10 protein-coding genes and 1 pseudogene are annotated in these 16914 nt (G+C 59.4%); 9 read left to right on the top strand and 2 right to left on the bottom strand.

All coding sequences use genetic code 11. The features are described 5' to 3' along the window. Positions 1-152: 152 nt before the first annotated feature. The 5 genes from ACRXB1_RS02435 (at position 153) to ACRXB1_RS02455 (ending at position 6681) form a co-directional block, all read left to right on the top strand. Entirely contained in the window at positions 153-1292 is a 1140-nt protein-coding gene (locus tag ACRXB1_RS02435) for a glycosyltransferase family 4 protein (RefSeq protein WP_449490990.1), read from the top strand. Positions 1293-1294: 2 nt separating this feature from the next. Beyond that, entirely contained in the window at positions 1295-2824 is a 1530-nt protein-coding gene (locus ACRXB1_RS02440; RefSeq protein WP_075359141.1) for a glucose-6-phosphate isomerase, read from the top strand. Continuing rightward, positions 2821-4026, top strand: coding sequence for a glycosyltransferase family 4 protein (locus ACRXB1_RS02445; RefSeq protein WP_449490983.1), 1206 nt, complete (start codon positions 2821-2823; stop codon positions 4024-4026). Before ACRXB1_RS02440 ends, ACRXB1_RS02445 begins: the two co-directional genes overlap by 4 nt. A 39-nt stretch (positions 4027-4065) precedes the next feature. Then, positions 4066-5337: a glycosyltransferase family 4 protein gene (locus ACRXB1_RS02450; RefSeq protein ID WP_449490984.1), complete on the top strand. Its 1272-nt coding sequence runs from the start codon at positions 4066-4068 to the stop codon at positions 5335-5337. Between the two features lie 348 nt (positions 5338-5685). Beyond that, positions 5686-6681 carry a LysR family transcriptional regulator gene (locus tag ACRXB1_RS02455; protein ID WP_082778815.1) on the top strand — a complete coding sequence of 332 codons (996 nt, stop codon included), beginning with the start codon at positions 5686-5688 and terminating at the stop codon, positions 6679-6681. Here the strand turns inward: ACRXB1_RS02455 and ACRXB1_RS02460 are convergent. Then, on the bottom strand, positions 6671-7639 hold the full coding sequence (locus ACRXB1_RS02460; protein ID WP_449490985.1) for a GDP-mannose 4,6-dehydratase: 969 nt from the start codon (positions 7637-7639) through the stop codon (positions 6671-6673). The genes ACRXB1_RS02455 and ACRXB1_RS02460 overlap by 11 nt on opposite strands. Then, complete coding sequence (locus tag ACRXB1_RS02465; RefSeq protein ID WP_449490986.1) at positions 7636-8121, bottom strand: hypothetical protein; 486 nt, start codon at positions 8119-8121, stop codon at positions 7636-7638. The genes ACRXB1_RS02460 and ACRXB1_RS02465 overlap by 4 nt, the downstream gene beginning before the upstream one ends. A 187-nt stretch (positions 8122-8308) precedes the next feature. Between ACRXB1_RS02465 and ACRXB1_RS02470 the strand changes: the two genes are divergently transcribed. The 4 genes and pseudogenes from ACRXB1_RS02470 to ACRXB1_RS02485 all read left to right on the top strand — a co-directional run bounded on the left by ACRXB1_RS02470 (position 8309) and on the right by ACRXB1_RS02485 (position 16869). After that, complete coding sequence (locus tag ACRXB1_RS02470) at positions 8309-10549, top strand: hypothetical protein (protein ID WP_449490991.1); 2241 nt, start codon at positions 8309-8311, stop codon at positions 10547-10549. Between the two features lie 835 nt (positions 10550-11384). Then, on the top strand, positions 11385-12878 hold the full coding sequence (locus tag ACRXB1_RS02475; protein WP_075357809.1) for an oligosaccharide flippase family protein: 1494 nt from the start codon (positions 11385-11387) through the stop codon (positions 12876-12878). A 15-nt stretch (positions 12879-12893) separates the two neighbouring features. Then, positions 12894-15401, top strand: a complete 2508-nt coding sequence (locus ACRXB1_RS02480) for a glycosyltransferase family 4 protein (RefSeq protein WP_449490987.1) — start codon at positions 12894-12896, stop codon at positions 15399-15401. Between the two features lie 287 nt (positions 15402-15688). Further along, positions 15689-16869: pseudogene (locus tag ACRXB1_RS02485) on the top strand (PDDEXK nuclease domain-containing protein). Positions 16870-16914: the final 45 nt, after the last annotated feature.

A 16914-nucleotide genomic window follows, 5' to 3' on the forward strand; every position in this document is an offset into this window, starting at 1 on the left:
TTCAGACGTGTGCACATGCGATCAGCGCAGCACGAACCCGCAGAGTATGCGCTAGCCATGCGCAGCCATTCCGATGGAGCGAAAGCCGCATGAGCCGCGTATCGAGGGTCCGGCATTCACAGCGACAACACGGAGACGCCGAGGCTTCCGGCGTGCAGCCTACGAAGGTTCACGTGCATCTTTTCTATGGCTCCGATCCGCGGTTTTATCGGAAGGGCGAGAACATTGGTTGTCTTTATGGATATCACCATGCCGAGTCGGCGGGGATGACGCTGACGTATTCGCGCGACAAACCTGAGAACAAGATCGTGCGTCTCGCTCGCCGCGGATTGAAAGCCGTGCTCGGCTTCGATTTCATTCATACATGGCGCAATCGCGACGAGATCCTGAATTCGGACGTGGTGTGGACGCATACGGAGCACGAGCATTTATCGGCGGCGTTGTTGCTTTTGTTGAAGGGACGCGCCTGCGGCAATCCAATGTTGCTCGCGCAAAGCGTCTGGCTCTTCGATAAATGGGCGAGCTACGGTGCGATAAGGAAACTCTTCTATAAGAAGCTGCTCGCACGCGCCGATGTGCTGACCACCCACGCGACCGAGAATGCGCAGATGGCGCGCGACTACCTGAAGCGCGAGGTGCAGCAGGTTTTCTACGGCATCAATCCGCGCGACTTCCCGTTGCAGGAAACAGCGGCGTGGCAACCGAATACGCCCGTTCGAATTGGCGCGATTGGCAATGATCGTGATCGCGATTGGGAATCGCTGGTCAAGGCATTTCGGCAGAATCCTGCATGTGAAGTGCGGATTGCGACGCGTCGCCGGGTATCGAAGGAACTGCATGCCGGCAACGTGATGATCGCGCCGGCCATCGGCCTCAAGGCGGCGCGCGAACTCTACGATTGGGCCGATGTGATCGTCGTGCCGTTGCGCCATAACACGCATGTTTCAGGCATCACGGTCGTGCTGGAAGCCGTTGCGCTGGGCAAGCCCGTGATTGTTTCCGACGTCGGTTCGTTGCGCGATTACTTTGGACCCGAGCATGTGTTTTATGTGCCGCCGCACGACGTGCAGGCGTTGCAGCGCACGCTCGAGACAATCGTCGCCAATCCGGAACTCGCGCTGCAGCGCGCGCAGGCCGCGAGCCGTCACTTTGCGGCGCGTGATTACACGACCCATCAGTTCGCGATGCAGCACGTCCGCATCACGCAGGAGTTCATGCGTAATGCGCGTCCCGTCGAAACGCCGGCGCATGCCGATCTTCACGGCATCGCATCATCACGCAGGGCGCACTGACGATGAGCACGCCAGCCGCTCCGCGCACGCCCAAATTCATTGCCGATCTGATCGAGAACGGCGGTAAGCCCGCGCGCGCAGGGTTCCTCGGACTGTTCCGCGATGAACCCAAACACTGGGTGCCGCAGACCGGCTTCTGGGCGTTCACGCTGCTGCTCATCCTCGCGCATCAGGGCACGGTGCTGACGCTGGCTTTTCCGTTTTTATCGACAGCTGTCGGCTTGTGGCTTTATTTCAAGAGCCCCGCCCGATACATCGGCTTTGTCTGGTGGCAATGGTTCCTGAGCCCGGAAGTCCGGCGCCTTGCCGACTACGCAAAGGGCGGCTTCACGCCGACGAGCCTGATCCAGATCGCGCCGGTTGTCGTCACGATGATATGCGCGCTGACCGTTGTGCGGCATTACCGCGTGCTTGCCGAAAGACGCGGCGTGCCGGTCCTGCTGATCTTCCTCGGGCTCGCTTATGCGTATCTGATCGGCGTGATGTCAAACGGCCCCATGGCGGCCACCTACGATCTCGCTGCGTGGCTTTATCCGGTGCTTATCGGATTCCACATCATGGTCCATGCACGCGAATATCCAAAGTATCGCCAGGCGATTCTCGATACGTTCATCTGGGGCATGCTGTTCATGGGCGGTTACGGGCTCGTGCAGTTCTTCATCATGCCCGCATGGGACGCAATGTGGATGATCGGATCGCAAATGGCGTCGCAGGGCGACCCCGTTCGCCTTGGCGTGCGTGTGTTCAGCACCATGAATTCATCCGGCCCGTTCGCCCTCGCGATGATGGCCGCGCTCACTTTCACCATGGCCGGCACCCAGAGCGTGCGATGGCTTGCCGGTGGTCTCGGCTTTATCTCGTTCGGACTTTGCATGGTGCGCTCGACGTGGGGCGGCTGGGTCATCGCGATGGTCCTGCAAATCATCAAGGCGAGCAACAAGGTACGCGTGCGGATTCTGATTGGCGGAGTGGTGCTGGTCGCGCTCTCGGTGCCGTTGCTGACCTTCGGTCCTATCGCCGACAAGATGGCGACGCGCCTGCAATCCATCACCAATCTCAGCGATGACAACAGCTACGCCGCGCGCAACGAGTTCTATGCATCGTTTGCGAAAACAGCCTTTACGGATGTGTCGGGCGAAGGTTTTGGGGCGACCGGTTCTTCGACCAAGCTTTCGTCATCGAACGGTGATCTGGGAAAATACGGCAGCTTCGACAGCGGCGTGATGAACGTGCCGTTCGTGCTCGGCTGGCCAGGTTCACTGATGTACCTCGCCGGACTCGGCCTGCTGTTGATGCGCGCATTCCGTGCGTCGTTTTCCCTGCGCGATGACAAGTACGCGCAAGCCTCATTGAGCGTGGCGTTTGCGATTGTCGGCATGCTGGTCTTCACCAACACCTTCACATCGATTGGCGGAATGATCCTTTACATGGGCCTGTGCTCGGTCCTGGCCGCTCGCCATCACATGCGGCTCGAAAAGAAGCGGGCACGCGCGGTCTTCGAACAATCCATTCCACAAAAGGCAATCCGATGAAAATCGCCATCGTCACCCATGTCGTGCGTCATAACGACGGGCAAGGCCGCGTGAACTACGAGATCGCACGCGCCGCGCTGGCGGAGGGCCACCAGGTCACGTTGCTTGCGTCGCATGTGGCGCCCGAACTGGCATCGGAAACGCGTTTGCGATGGGTCGCGATCAAGGTCGGGCGCTTCTGGCCGACCAAGCTTTTCAAGCAGCAGGTCTTCGCGCTGAAGACCGCGCTGTGGCTGAAGAAACACAAAAAGGACTATGACGTGCTGCATGTGAACGGATTCATATCGTGGACCAAAGCCGATGTGAACACCGCCCATTTCGTGCATGGTGGATGGCTGCGGAGTCCTTACTATCCGTTCAAGCTCACGGGCGGTTTGTGGTCTGCGTATCAAGTCATCTACAGCCACGTCAACGCAAAGCTGGAACACTGGGCGTACCAGCGCTCGAAGATCATCGCGGCAGTGTCAGAGAAGGTCGCCGTGGAGATTCGCGCAAACGGTACGGAGAGCGAGCGCATCGAGGTCGTCTACAACGGCGTGGATACGACCGCTTTCACGGCGGCACGTCGCACGGGCAGCGATAGGGCGCAGTTCCAGCTTCCCGACGATGCCTGCCTGCTGTTGTTCGTGGGCGACCTGCGCACGCCGCGCAAGAATCTCGACACCGTCCTGAAGGCGCTACTGGAGCTACCGTCGAGCGTACATCTGGCGGTCGCCGGTTACATCCCGGGCAGCCCTTACCCCGATGAAGCGAAGGCGCTCGGCATCAGCGATCGCGTGCATTTTCTCGGGCTCGTGAAGAACATGCCGACGCTCATGCATTCCGTCGATGCATTCGTTTTCCCTTCGCGATACGAAGCCATGAGCTTGTCCCTGCTCGAGGCGCTCGCGGCCGGCTTGCCGGTCATCACGGCGAAGACGGCGGGCGGGGCGGAGATCATCGGCACGGATTGCGGCATCGTGCTCGACGATCCCGACGATGCCACCGCGCTCGCGGGAGCTGTCTTGAAGCTCGCGGATGCACCTGAGCTACGCCGTGAAATGGGCGTGGCCGCGCGCCTGCTTGCGGATCAGTTCGGATGGGCGCGGATGGCGCGGCGCTATCTGGATCTGTATCGCGGGTTTGCGAATCAGAAGGGTGCAGTGGCTTCATCGAACGATACAAGCGATGCGCAAAAGGCCGAAAGCGTGGCCGCCATATAAGTAGTTTATTTCCAACGATATTGAAGCGGGGTCAGGGATATGAGCACACAAGCCATCAAGTCGCTGCAGATCGGGATGCACTGGTTCCCTGAGCGCGCGGGCGGTCTCGACCGCATGTATCACACGCTGGTTGGCGCGCTGCCGCGCGCGGGCGTCACGGTGCGTGGGGTGGTTGCGGGATCGGCGCGAGTCGCATCCGATACAGAAGGCGCCATTCACGGTTTTGGTCCTGCCGCGCAATCGCTGCCGCACGCGGGCGTCACGGTGCGTGGGGTGGTTGCGGGATCGGCGCGAGTCGCATCCGATACAGAAGGCGCCATTCACGGTTTTGGTCCTGCCGCGCAATCGTTGCCGCGCCGGCTGATGGCGGCGCGCCGTGCGTTGCGTGCCTCGCTGAGCCGCGAAACGCCCGACGTCGTCTCGTCGCATTTTGCGCTTTATACGTTCCCCGGACTCGATGTCACGCGTGGCATTCCGCAGGTCTCGCATTTCCAGGGGCCTTGGGCCGACGAAAGTCATGTCGAAGGCGCGGACACCATTGGGCAACGTACCAAGCGGATGCTCGAGCAACGTGTGTATGCGCGTTCGACGCGGCTGATTGTTTTATCGGAGGCATTCGGCGAGATCTTGCAGTCGCGATATTCCATTCCTGCAGACCGGATTCGCGTGGTGCCGGGATGTGTAGATGTTTCGCAGTTCAACGTGCCGTTGAGCCGTGCCGATGCGCGCCGGCGTTTGCAGCTTCCGCAGGATCGTCCGGTCGTGCTTGCAGTGCGGCGACTCGTGCGGCGCATGGGACTGGAAGATCTTATTGAAGCGATGAAGCGCGTGAAGGCGAAGCAGCCCGATGTGTTGTTGCTGATCGCGGGGAAGGGGCGGCTGGCTGAAGAGCTGCAGGCGCGCATTACCGAAGCCGGTCTCGACGATAACGTGCGTCTTCTCGGGTTTGTGCCTGATCGGCATTTGGCGGCGCTTTATCGGGCGGCTGATGTGAGTATCGTGCCGACGGTTGCGCTCGAGGGGTTCGGGTTGATTACGGTGGAGTCGCTGGCGTCAGGCACGCCGGTGCTGGTTACGCCGGTTGGCGGGTTGCCGGAGGCGGTTGCGCCTTTGTCAGGGAATCTTGTTTTGCCTTCTACTGGGGTTGATGCGATCGCCGAGGGGTTGATCGGTGCGCTCGACGGGTCGCTTGTTTTGCCAAGCGAGCAAGCATGTCGGGATTATGCCAAGGCTAACTTCGATACGCCGGTGATCGCTCGCCGCGTGGCTTCGGTTTATGGCGAGGCTATTGAGGTGGGGGTTTTGCATTGAGTTGGTTTTGTGTAGCGGTTGGGGGTTGATACCGGGTTGCTGCTCTTTAAGTCTTCGCGCGTTCCGTCTTGGCTGATTTTTTTAGCACTATTAGCCACTGTCCGTGCCGCCACGCACAGTGGCTAATAGTGCTAAAAAAATCAGATAAAAACGAACGCGCGTTAGCCTAAAGAGTAGCAACCCGGCATCACCCTCGACCGCCAACCCTGACCCACCCCCATCCCACCCCCGCCCCGCCCATCCAACGCCCATCCAACGCCCCATTCCCATTTCCATCGTAATATTCATCTTTCAGGGCCCGCGCGCCCAGCGCCTCCCCGTATAACCTCTAGCCTGGAACCCCCATCCATGGACCGTTTCCTAGCGATGAAAGTCTTCGTCCGTGTCGTCGAGAGCGGCAGCTTCTCGAAGGCCGCCGATGCCTTGCGCCTTCCCGCCGCCAGCGTCTCACGCACCGTGCAAGCCCTCGAAGCTCACCTCGGCGCGCGCCTGCTCAACCGCACCACGCGCAGCATCAGCATCACCGAAGACGGCGAAATCTATTACGAGCGCTGCGTGCGCGTCCTCGGCGAAGTCGATGACATGGAATCCGTGCTCTCACGCTCGAAACTCAGCCCGAAAGGCACCGTGCGCGTCAGCCTGCCAGCTCTCATGGCGAAAAGCACGATCATCGGCGCGCTGCCGGAATTTTTCGCGGCCTACCCGGATATCCGGGTAGAAATGAGTCTCACCGATAAACAAGTCGACATCATCGAAGCCGGTGTCGATTGCGTGATCCGCGTAGGCGCTGTCGGCGATATTGGCCTGGTCGCGAAGACCATCGGACGATATTCGCAAATCACGGTCGCGGCGCCATCGTATATCGAGAAATACGGCGAACCGAAGACGCTCGAGGATCTCGAGAATCATTATTGTGTGGACTATCTGGTAAGCAAGACGGGACGCGTCAGGCCATGGGAATTCGTCGTGGACGGGGAAACGCGCACCGTTCCACTCAAGGCGATGCTCGCCGTGAACGACGCCGAATCGTACGTGGAATGTGGCTTGAAAGGACTCGGACTGATCCAGGCGTCGGGCTACACGCTGACATCGTATGTGGAAAGCGGGGAGCTGCGCGAGGTGCTGCAGGCGTATCCATCGTACCCGCGGATCGTGTCCATTCTTTACGCGGCCAACCGGCATCAGCCGCGTCGCGTGAAAGTGTTTATTGAATGGATAGCAGAAGTGTATAGGCGCCAATCATCGCTGCAAGTGCCTGCGGACGATCCGCTTGCCGGCCAGACGCGGCTTGCAGACCACTCGCTGCCTAACGGGCAAGTCAGGAACGGGCACGTTACGTCTTGACGGTCGCCGCGCTTTCAACTTTTGCACGCGCGTGGTTATACATCCACTCGAGTGTGTCGTAGATCGGCGTAACCGGCACGCGGCCAATCGCACGACGCAACTTGACGTTCGAACCAACGAGCTTCGCAATCTCATTGCGGCGCATGAAGCGAGGGTCGACGAACACCTCGATCTCGTACCCCGCGATACGGCGCATCATGCCGAGGATTTCGCCAAGCGAATGGCCGATACCGGAACACGTGTTGAACGCTTCGCCCACGGGCGCTTTTTCGATCAATTGCGTGTAGACCTCGACGACATCGCGGACATCGGAAAAATCACGGCTCACCGCGAGGTTACCCAGCGACATTTTTTGTTCGTGGCGCGCGTGGTGATTGACGATCTTGGGCAACAGGAAATCTTCGCCCTGGCCAACTCCCGTGTAGTTGAACGGCCGCGTAAAGAAAATAGGCAGGCGGTCGAGCCATAAACGCGCCATGTTCTCCATGGCGAGCTTGCTGACTGCGTAGTCGTTGCCGGGATTGAGCGGCACGTTCTCGTCGATGACTTCCACGTTCGCGTTGCCATACACATTCGATGTGCTCGCCATCAGCACCGCACGGGGCTTTTTATCGAGGAGCGCAAGGGCATCGAGCAGATTGCGCGAACCCATGATGTTGACGAGATAACTTTGTGTCGGCGGATTGCCGGTAACGTGCGCAAGACCGGCCAGATGCACGACGACGTCCGGGTTCGCGTCGGACACGCAAGCGCGCACGGCGTCGAGATCCAGGAGATCGACCGGCACGCCGGTCGTCCCCGGTACATCGGCCTCCGATGCCGGCGAGGTCGTGCCCCACACGTCGTAGCCTTCGTCCAGCAGACGCTCAGCCATGTGGCGTCCGGTGAATCCCGAAAGACCCGTGATGAGAGCGCGGCGACGCTTCTTGCCGCCATCAGGATGTTTTGTGTCGTTCATTGCGCTTGGTATGTGCGGCGATCATGTCGCGGGTGGATTGCAGCGCCTTCTGTTTGCGCCATTCCGACATGGCGACCCTTGAGCAAGTTATTGGTAAGCAAGCTTCGTGCTGCGCGCCAACGAGGTGCCGGGGCCATTTTTCGCATCGATTCAGCCGAGAATTTTAACATGCGGGTCATTACGCAAGGGGACAGAACAAACCGGATCATTTGCTGCAGCGGCAGTGGGGCTCGCGCCGGGAAACGGCTGGAAAAATCGTTGAAATCGGGTTGAGCGGTTTTGGAATGTGAAGCTCCCGCGCGTGATCCCCACCGTTTCGATGCGGGCCGCACAGATAAATCGCCCAAAATCGTCGTTAATTCTATGGCGAAACAATTATGAAAATATTTGGTGGCCCCTTGCTTGTCATGGCATCCAACGGCGCTTTGTAAGCCGCCTGAGTCAAGCGCGCTATTACTTTTCGAAACAATTTTTTTGAACAAAATAAGTCGGACCGGAATTCCGATCCACCCGTGCTCATTTCACCTTCCATTTATTTCAGATTTTTTTGCAATATTTGAACGGTAGGCTTGATTAACCCGAGTAACGGCCGTGACGCCTCTACTGCTCCATTGGCCGATCGAGCAGAGCCGGCCGCTCTCAGATGGAGAAAACCTCTTGCTTCGCACTTTGCATCGTTTTTCAGTTGTGGTTTCGCGGTTCGTAGTAGTGGGTGCGCTTGGCGTGGCGGCAGCGGCTCCGGCATATCCGGCGTACGTGGCGCCGGCGACGGTGCTGCAGGCGCGCACATCCTGGATTGGCAACACGTTCGGTTTCGGCGATGGCGCATGGACGCAGATCAACATCACCGCGATCGCCGTGGCCCCGGACGGCCGCGTGTTCACCAACTCGCCGTGGGACGAGAGCGGCGCCGAGGTCAGTGTCTACAAGAACGGCAAGGTGCTCGGCAGAGCCGATGGCACACACGGCTGGGGTCATTACGGCGGCAACGCAATAGCGATCAACAAGCGCTACGTATTTGTGGCGGTCGCCGTGGGCAATGAACGCGGCGGTCTGTCGAAGCCGGGTGTATGGCCGCCGAAGGGCAAGCAGTGGTTCGGCGTGTCGCGCCGTGAACTTGCCGATATGAAGCGGCCCGCCACATTCCAGGCGAGCCTCGCCGCCGATAAAGCCGACGGGCACGCCCAGCTTGCGGCCGCGTTCCTGATGGTCAACGAGGCGCCGGATGAGAAGCGGGGCGCACCGAAGGTCGAGTTCAGGCAGGACGTGGGCGGGTTGGCGGCGACCGATGCGTTGTTGTATGTCGCGAACACATCGGCCAATCGCATCGAAGTGTACGACGCCGAAACGATGCAGCAAAAGAGCAACTGGAGCGCGCCGCAACCGGGGCGTCTCGCGCTCGCGAAGGACGGCACGCTTTGGGCGCTGACCAACACGCAAGGTGCAAAGGCGCGGCTTGCGCATTACACGCCGGCGGGTGCGGTGATCGACGATGCGCCGGCGTTCGCGGCCGGCACGGATGCAGTAGATGTTGCTGTCGATACGCAAGGGCGTTTGCTGGTCGCAGACAACGGCCCACGTCAACAGGTGTTGATTTTGACGCGCGATGGCGGGGCGAACAAGTATCGCGAGACGGGCGCGCTGGGTGAGCGAGGCGGAATTTTCTCTGGCGTCGCGGGCAAGCCTGGCCCGCAGCGTTTCAATGGACTGACGGGCGTCGGCGCCGACGCGGCGGGCAACATCTATGTATCGACGAACGGCATTGGCGTGCGCCAAGGGTCGACGGGCGCGGGGCTTGGCGCCACGCTCGAAAGCTACGCGCCAGATGGCAAGCAGTTGTGGGAAGTGCAGGGCTTGTTGTTCGTGGACGGCGCGTGGATGGATCCGTCGCGGCCGAACAGCGTGTACACCGGCAACAAGCGTTTTGAACTGGATTTATCGAAACCGGTGGGACAGGAATGGAAGTACGCGGGGTTTCTATCGGGGCGTTTCAAGTATCCCGAGGACCCGAGTTTCAGCGTGGATGACTGGCCGGGCCAGCCGATCGCCCGCAAGCTCGACGGCCGGACGTTCCTGTATCTGACCGACATGTATTCGGATCACCTGAAGATTTATCGGTTCGATGCAAAGCGCGATGGTGAACTGGCCATTCCTTCGGGGTATTTCGCTGGTCGCGAACGCGGCGCCGCGAACATCCCGAATCATCCGGCTGGCGGTGACTGGATCTGGCGCGATGACAACGGCAACGGCCGCTTCGAGCCGAACGAGTTCGAGTCGAACAGCGCGATGCTGCCCAATCCGGGCGGTTGGGGATGGTGGGTCGACACCAAGGGTGACATCTGGCACACGAGCGATTCGAGCGGCATCAATCGCTTCAGGTATGGCGGCGTGGACAAGGTAGGCAATCCGCTTTACACGTACAACAACGCGCAAAACTATCCGATGCCTGCGCCGTTCAATGTAGTGAAGCGCGCCATATACGAGGCCGATACCGACACGATGTACCTGACGGGATACACCGCCGACGAGCCGTTTGATCGTGGGTACTGGAAGGAAGTGGGTCGACGCCTGGTGCGCTATGACCGTTGGTCTTCGGACACGCCAAAGCAGCGTTATTCGATTGCGTTGCCGTGGGATACGAAGAGCAAGCCGCTTGCGACCACGATCGGGCTGACGGTGGAGGGCAAGTATCTCTTTTCGATAGAGCCGGTCGGGATGGTTCATGTGTATGAGAAGGATACGGGGCTTGAAGTTGGGGTGATCAAGCCGGGGCCGGAAGTGGGGGGGGCGTCGGGGTGGGTTGATGTGCCGAATGGGATTAGTGCTAGCCGGCAGGCTAATGGTGAGTATTTGATTTTTGTAGAAGAGGATGCGCGGGGGAAGGTGATGATGTACAGGTGGAGACCGTAAGGGTCTCTGGGGGGTTGGATGTGTGGGGTGGGGTTTTGTGCCGGGTTGCTGCTTTCTGAGTCTGCGCGCGTTCATTGTTAGTCGTTCTCTTTAGCACTATTAGCCACTGTGCGTGGCGGCACTTCATTTCTTTTTCCAACGGCGAAAAAGAAACGAAGCAAAGAAAACGCCTCTCAACCGCTAATTCTTAAGTGTCCCGAGCGTGCAGTGACAACTGTTTGGTACGTCAGAAGAACGGTTACCGCTATAACCACGAACAGTTGAAACCCTTCCCCTCCGAACACGGATACCCACACGCTTCGCCACCAGTAATTGTGGCAGTCAATACGGAAACCTGCGCAACGCATAACAACGGTCTAGCGCATAACGAGCCCACAGCATCTTGAACTTGCCCAAGACCTCCTCACCGGGAAGCGGCCAAGCACGGAACACCATGGAACCGGTGCAGCCGACCCTTCGTTTTGGGCGCTGGCGCGCGTAAGCCTGATTAGTGGATTCCCACACTGGTGGCGAAGCGTGTGGGTTGCCGTTTACGGAGGGGGAGGGTTTCAAGTGTTCTGAAGTCCGGCGTCGAGCGTGCTTCTGAAGTACCAAACCGATAAACGTGCACGCTCGGGACACTTAAGAATTAGCGGTTGAGAGGCGTTTTCTTTGCTTCATTTCTTTTTCGCCGTTGGAAAAAGAAATGAAGTGCCGCCACGCACAGTGGCTAACGGCGATAAAGAGGATAACTAACAAGTAACGTGCGAAGACATTAAGAGCAACAACCCGGCATTAAGCCCGCCCCACAACACCTGAAAACCTCCTAAAACCAACTGCCAACGACCCGCCCCCGATGGAAAAATCGTTAATCAAAAACATGGCGATCAACTTCTCGGGACTGGTGCTGCCCACCTTCGTCTCCCTGATCACCGTACCTGCCTACATCCATCTCGTAGGTGTCGAACGCTATGGCGTCATCAGCCTCGTCTGGACGCTTATCGGCTACTTCGGCATTCTCGATCTCGGCATGGGCATGGCCGCGCAGCATCAAATTTCGAAGGCGCACGCAGCAAACGACCCCGAAGCCCGCTCGCGCGTTTTCTGGAGCGCCATCTGGCTCAACCTGGGCACGGGAATCATCGGCGGAGCGCTGATCTACTTCGGCGCCTTCGCCTACACGGCCTACGTGGCACACACATCCCCGGACATGCAGCGCGAGGTCTATCACGCGCTTCCGTGGCTCGCGCTCGCCATCCCCATCGCAAACGTTTCATGGGTATGCGCGGGCGCCATCAACGGCGTCGAACGCTTCGGTATCTACAACACGAACCAGACAATCGGCACGTTCCTCTTCCAGTTGTTGCCGCTCGCGGCTGCATGGAAGATCGCGCCGAACCTGCAGACGGTGCTTGCCGCCGCCGTGGTCGCGCGTGTTATCGCGGTCGTGCTGCTTGCGCGCGCGAGCATCAAGGTGCTCGACATCAAACGCATCGAATGGCCACAACTTGGCGTGGCCGGCGGTTTGTTCAAGTTCGGCGGATGGATGCTGGTTGCAACCATCTCCAGCATGATCACCGATTCGCTCGATCGCATCCTTCTCGGCGCAAATCTCGGCGCGCGGTTCGTCACCTACTACACGGTGCCGCAGAACCTCGTCACGCGTTTGAACATGTTGCCGAATTCGCTGGTGCGCACGTTGTTTCCGCGGCTGTCGGCAATCAAGCGCGATCACGCCGATGCAATGGTCCGCCAGTCGCTCGAGTTCCTGAACGGAGTGTTCACACCGATCGCGTTGTTCGTGATGCTCGTGCTCGCACCGTTTCTGCATCTGTGGGTCGGGCAGGAAATCGCCATCGCGAGCGCACCCGTTGGCCGGATCCTGATCATCGGCGTGTGGCTTGTCGGGCAGGCAAGCGTCACGCGCATCATGATCCAGTCGCAGATCAATCCCGCTACAGCCGCGCGCATCGGCCTCGTGCAACTGCCGTTCTTCGTGACGGCGCTGTGGTTCGGTATTGCGCACTTCGGTCCCATCGGCGCGGCGAGCGTGGTCGTCGCGCGTTCACTCGTCGACTACGGTCTGCTGCTGTGGATCTCACGCGTCAACGCCCGGCCAATCGCCGCCGACATGCTCCTGCACCTCGCGTTTCTTGTCGCGGGACTCGGTGTCGCTTACCTCATCGATCCAATTGAATACCCGTTGCAGTCGATTGCCGCGGCGTTCGTTATTGCAGGCCTCAATGCCGGCTGTTCCCTGTTGACGCGACCCGCGCTGCGCTCCATGGCGCGCAGCTTTGTTCGCGAGTTGAGTACGCGTCTGAAACGACGCGTGAAATCCACGGTTTGAGGTGAGGAGTGGCGCATGAGACATGATCTCGATGAAGTGCTCATCGACCCGGTTCAGGATCACGCTGACCGCACTGATGTGAATCCGCCTTCCGTGATGGATGCGCCGCCAAAGCATCGCGCACGGGTTGCAAAGCGGATACCGCGCGTAGCGATCGTGCACGACTGGCTCGTCGCGTTTGCAGGCGCCGAGAAGGTGCTGGAACAGATCCTTATCTGCTTTCCGGAAGCCGATCTGTTCAGCGTGGTCGACTTCATGGAGGAGCGCGCGTGGATGCGCGGCAAGAAGGTCACCACGTCGTTCATCCAGAAGCTGCCGCAGGCGAAGAAGCGGTATCGATCGTACTTGCCGTTGATGCCGCTTGCCATCGAGCAACTCGATGTCTCCGGTTACGACCTCGTGATCTCGAGCAGCCATGCGGTCGCGAAGGGCATCCTCACCGGTCCGGATCAGATCCACGTGAGCTACGTGCATTCGCCCATCCGCTATGCGTGGGACCTGCAGCATCAGTACCTGCAGCAATCCAACCTCACGGTCGGCATCAAGTCGGGACTCGCGCGCCTCGTGTTGCACTACATGCGCAACTGGGATATCCGGACGTCGAACTCGGTGGATCATTTCATCGCGAATTCGGAGTTCATTTCGCGTCGGATCAACAAGGTGTATCACCGCGATTCGCATGTGATCTTTCCGCCGGTAGATGTCGATGCATTCCAGCTTTGCGAGGTGAAAGAGGACTTCTATCTGACCGCGTCGCGCATGGTGCCGTACAAGAAGATCGACTTGATCGTCGAGGCGTTTGCAAAGATGCCCGAGCGCAAGCTGGTGGTGATCGGCGATGGTCCCGACATGCGCAAGATTCAAGCGAAGGCGACCGCGAACATCGAGATCATGGGATATCAGCCGTTCGCGGTCTTGCAGGACAAGATGCGTCGCGCGAAGGCGTTCGTGTTTGCGGCCGAAGAAGACTTCGGCATCTCGGTGGTCGAGGCGCAGGCGTGCGGAACGCCCGTGATTGCTTACGGGAAGGGCGGTGCGCTGGAAACCGTGCTCGACAGTTCGAACGCATGTCCGACGGGCCTCTTCTTCGATGAACAAACGACCGAATCGATCATCGATGCCGTCGATGGCTTCGAGCTCGGCGCGGTGAAGATCGAACCCGCGGATTGCCGCGCGAATGCCGAGCGTTTTTCGGTGAGGCATTTCCGCGATAACCTGCGCGCCTACGTGCAAAGCGTCGCGCCGCAGTTCACGCTGCCACCGCCGGCGTTGCCGCCGGTTCCCCTCGTGCGCAAGGTCAAGACGACAACGCCGAAGCAGGACGAAGAAAACGAAGCCGCCGATGGCATGCGGGTGCTCGCAGTCGATCAAAGCGGCGTGCTCGGCGGCGCGGAATTATCGCTGCTCGAGGTCATGAAGAACATGCGCGGCAACAACGAGACAGTTCTCTTCGATGACGGTCCGTTTCGCATTGCATTGGAAGCGGTCGGCATCAAGGTCGACGTGCTCGATGGCGCCGCGCTCGGCGGCGTGAGCAAGGACAGCGGCATGAAACGGCCGAGTGCCGGCATGATCGGCGGCGTGATGGGACTCGTGCGCGGCACGCTGGAAAAATCCCGCAACTCCGACGTGATCTATGTGAACACTCAGCGCGCGATGGTCGTTGGCGCAATCGCGGGCCTGATCTCACGGCGGCCGGTCGTGTGGCATCTTCGCGATATCGTCAGCCCCGAGCATTTCGGCAAGACGCAGCTCACCATCATCAAGTGGTGCACGAAGCTGATGCTGGAACGTGTGATCGCCAATTCGACTGCGTCGGCGGTCGCGCTTACCGCGTTGACGCGGATGAAAGAAGAGCGTCTGGATGTGGTGTTCAACGGCATTTCAGCCGAGCCGTTCACGGAACTCGAAGCGGTCGCGCAACATGAATTGCGCTCGCGTTTTGGTTTGCCGCAGGATGCGTTTCTGGTCGGATCGTTCAGCCGGCTCGCGCGCTGGAAAGGGCAGCACGTGTTGCTCGAGGCGCTGCTGGAGGCGCCCGACATGCACGCCGTGCTGGTAGGCGCCGCCCTCTTTGGCGAGGATGCTTACGAGGCGGAATTGCGGGCTTATGTGCTTGAGCACGGGATTGGGGATCGCGTGCATTTTCTGGGGTTCCAGCATGACATTGCGGCGTGCATGAAAGCAGTCGATGTCATCGCGCATACGTCGATCAGTCCGGAGCCGTTCGGTCGCGTGATCATCGAAGGCATGCTGGCGAAGCGGCCGGTCGTGGCCGCGCGTGCCGGCGGTGTGGTGGATATCGTGACGAATCGCGAGAACGGCATCCTGTGCACGCCGGGAGATGTGACTGAACTGGCGGGCGTGCTTGGCGAGCTGTCCGCCGATGCGGACTTGCGCGGCCGCCTGGTCGAGCAGGGTTATGCAAACGCGATCAACCGCTTCGGCACGGAGCGGTATGTAGAAAGCGTGCAGAAGATCCTGTCGGATGTTGCCGGGAGGGGAAGGTCGAAGCGGGGATGAGTTGCAAAAAAGCTCGCCTACCGGACTGTTCGAAAACGCTAAGCGTTGCCAACGGTAGCGCATCGCCTGCGGGTGTCGCCGGTACAATGTGGCGGTGCTGCGGGGGTTAGGTGCGTCTGCTTCAGGCACGACTTCATCGAAGCCGTCGTCCTGAAATGATTAGCGTGCGAGAGGCTATGGACAGTGGGCGAGGAGGCAGAGGTGATCGAGAACAGGAATAATGACGCGGTGAAAAGCGGGAAGCGTTCGCTGCGCCGAAACTCGACGTTGAAAAACGAGACCACGGTATGACCGATCTCGTTTCCTCGCATTCCGATTATGTTGGCATCCACGGCGATATCGTGGCTTTGCTGGAAAGTACACGCCTCGCTGCCGCACGCAGCGTCAATGCGCTGATGACTGCCAGTTACTGGGAGATTGGCAGACGCGTCGTCGAGTTCGAACAACGCGGGCAGGATCGGGCGGCATACGGCGACGCGCTGATCAAGCGACTATCCGCCGACTTGTCTGCCCGATTCGGCCGCGGCTTCTCCGCGCGCAACCTAGAGCAAATGCGCTCGTTCTACCAGGCTTGGCCGACGGAGCGAATTTCGCAGACAGTGTCTGCGAAATTGAGCGGACATCAAAATCCGCAGATACCGTCTGCGGTTTCTGTCAGCACAAAAACTTCAGATTCCCTGCGGCGTAACGTAGTTGACTTATTCACCGTTGCAAATGCCTTTCCCCTGCCTTGGTCGGCATATGTGCGTATGCTCTCGGTCAAAAGTGAGCAGGCTCGGCGCTTCTACGAAGCTGAAACTCTCGTGGAGGGTGGTCGGTACGCCAGCTTGATCGACAAATTGGCAGCCAGTTTTACGAACGCACGGCTTTATCCCGCAACAAGGCTGCCATGCTGGAAAAAAGCGAGGTGGTCAAACCAGGCGACGCCCTTACGCCCGAGCAGGCGATCAAAGACCCCTTCGTTCTGGAATTTCTCAATCTCAAGGACGAATACTCCGAATCCGACTAGGAAGACGCATTAATCCAGCACCTGGCCGACTTTCTGTTGGAATTGGGCGACGACTTCGCGTTTGTAGGCCGTCAGCGCCGGCTACGCATCGACGACACCTGGTTCCGCGTCGATCTGCTTTTCTTCCATCGTCATCTCAAGTGCCTGCTGGTGATTGACCTCAAGGTCGGCAAATTTGGATATGCCGATGCCGGCCAAATGCACCTGTACCTCAACTACGCGCGCGAACATTGGATGAAGCCTGGAGAAAATCCACCCGTAGGCTTGATTCTCTGCGCCGAAAAAGGCCCGGCAGAAGCTCGTTACGCGCTCGAAGGCCTGCCGAACAAAGTGCTGGCTGCAGAGTACCAGACCGTATTGCCTGACGAAAAGCTGCTGGCTAAAGAGTTAGCCAAGACGCGGCTGGAGCTGGAAGCACGGCGCTTCAAACAAGCCGGCGATGTGGATGACGACAAGTAAATCCGTGATTTGATCGGCTTGCGCAGTAGCCAAACCGAAACGGCG

The sequence above is a fragment of the Caballeronia sp. M23-90 genome, assembly GCF_053574605.1.

Coding starts and splice junctions, on each gene's coding strand:
- ACRXB1_RS02440 (WP_075359141.1), top strand. CDS start 1,295: ATGAGCACGCCAGCCGCTCCGCGCACGCCCAAATTCATTGCCGATCTG.
- ACRXB1_RS02445 (WP_449490983.1), top strand. CDS start 2,821: ATGAAAATCGCCATCGTCACCCATGTCGTGCGTCATAACGACGGGCAA.
- ACRXB1_RS02450 (WP_449490984.1), top strand. CDS start 4,066: ATGAGCACACAAGCCATCAAGTCGCTGCAGATCGGGATGCACTGGTTC.
- ACRXB1_RS02455 (WP_082778815.1), top strand. CDS start 5,686: ATGGACCGTTTCCTAGCGATGAAAGTCTTCGTCCGTGTCGTCGAGAGC.
- ACRXB1_RS02460 (WP_449490985.1), bottom strand. CDS start 7,639: ATGAACGACACAAAACATCCTGATGGCGGCAAGAAGCGTCGCCGCGCT.
- ACRXB1_RS02475 (WP_075357809.1), top strand. CDS start 11,385: ATGGAAAAATCGTTAATCAAAAACATGGCGATCAACTTCTCGGGACTG.
- ACRXB1_RS02480 (WP_449490987.1), top strand. CDS start 12,894: ATGAGACATGATCTCGATGAAGTGCTCATCGACCCGGTTCAGGATCAC.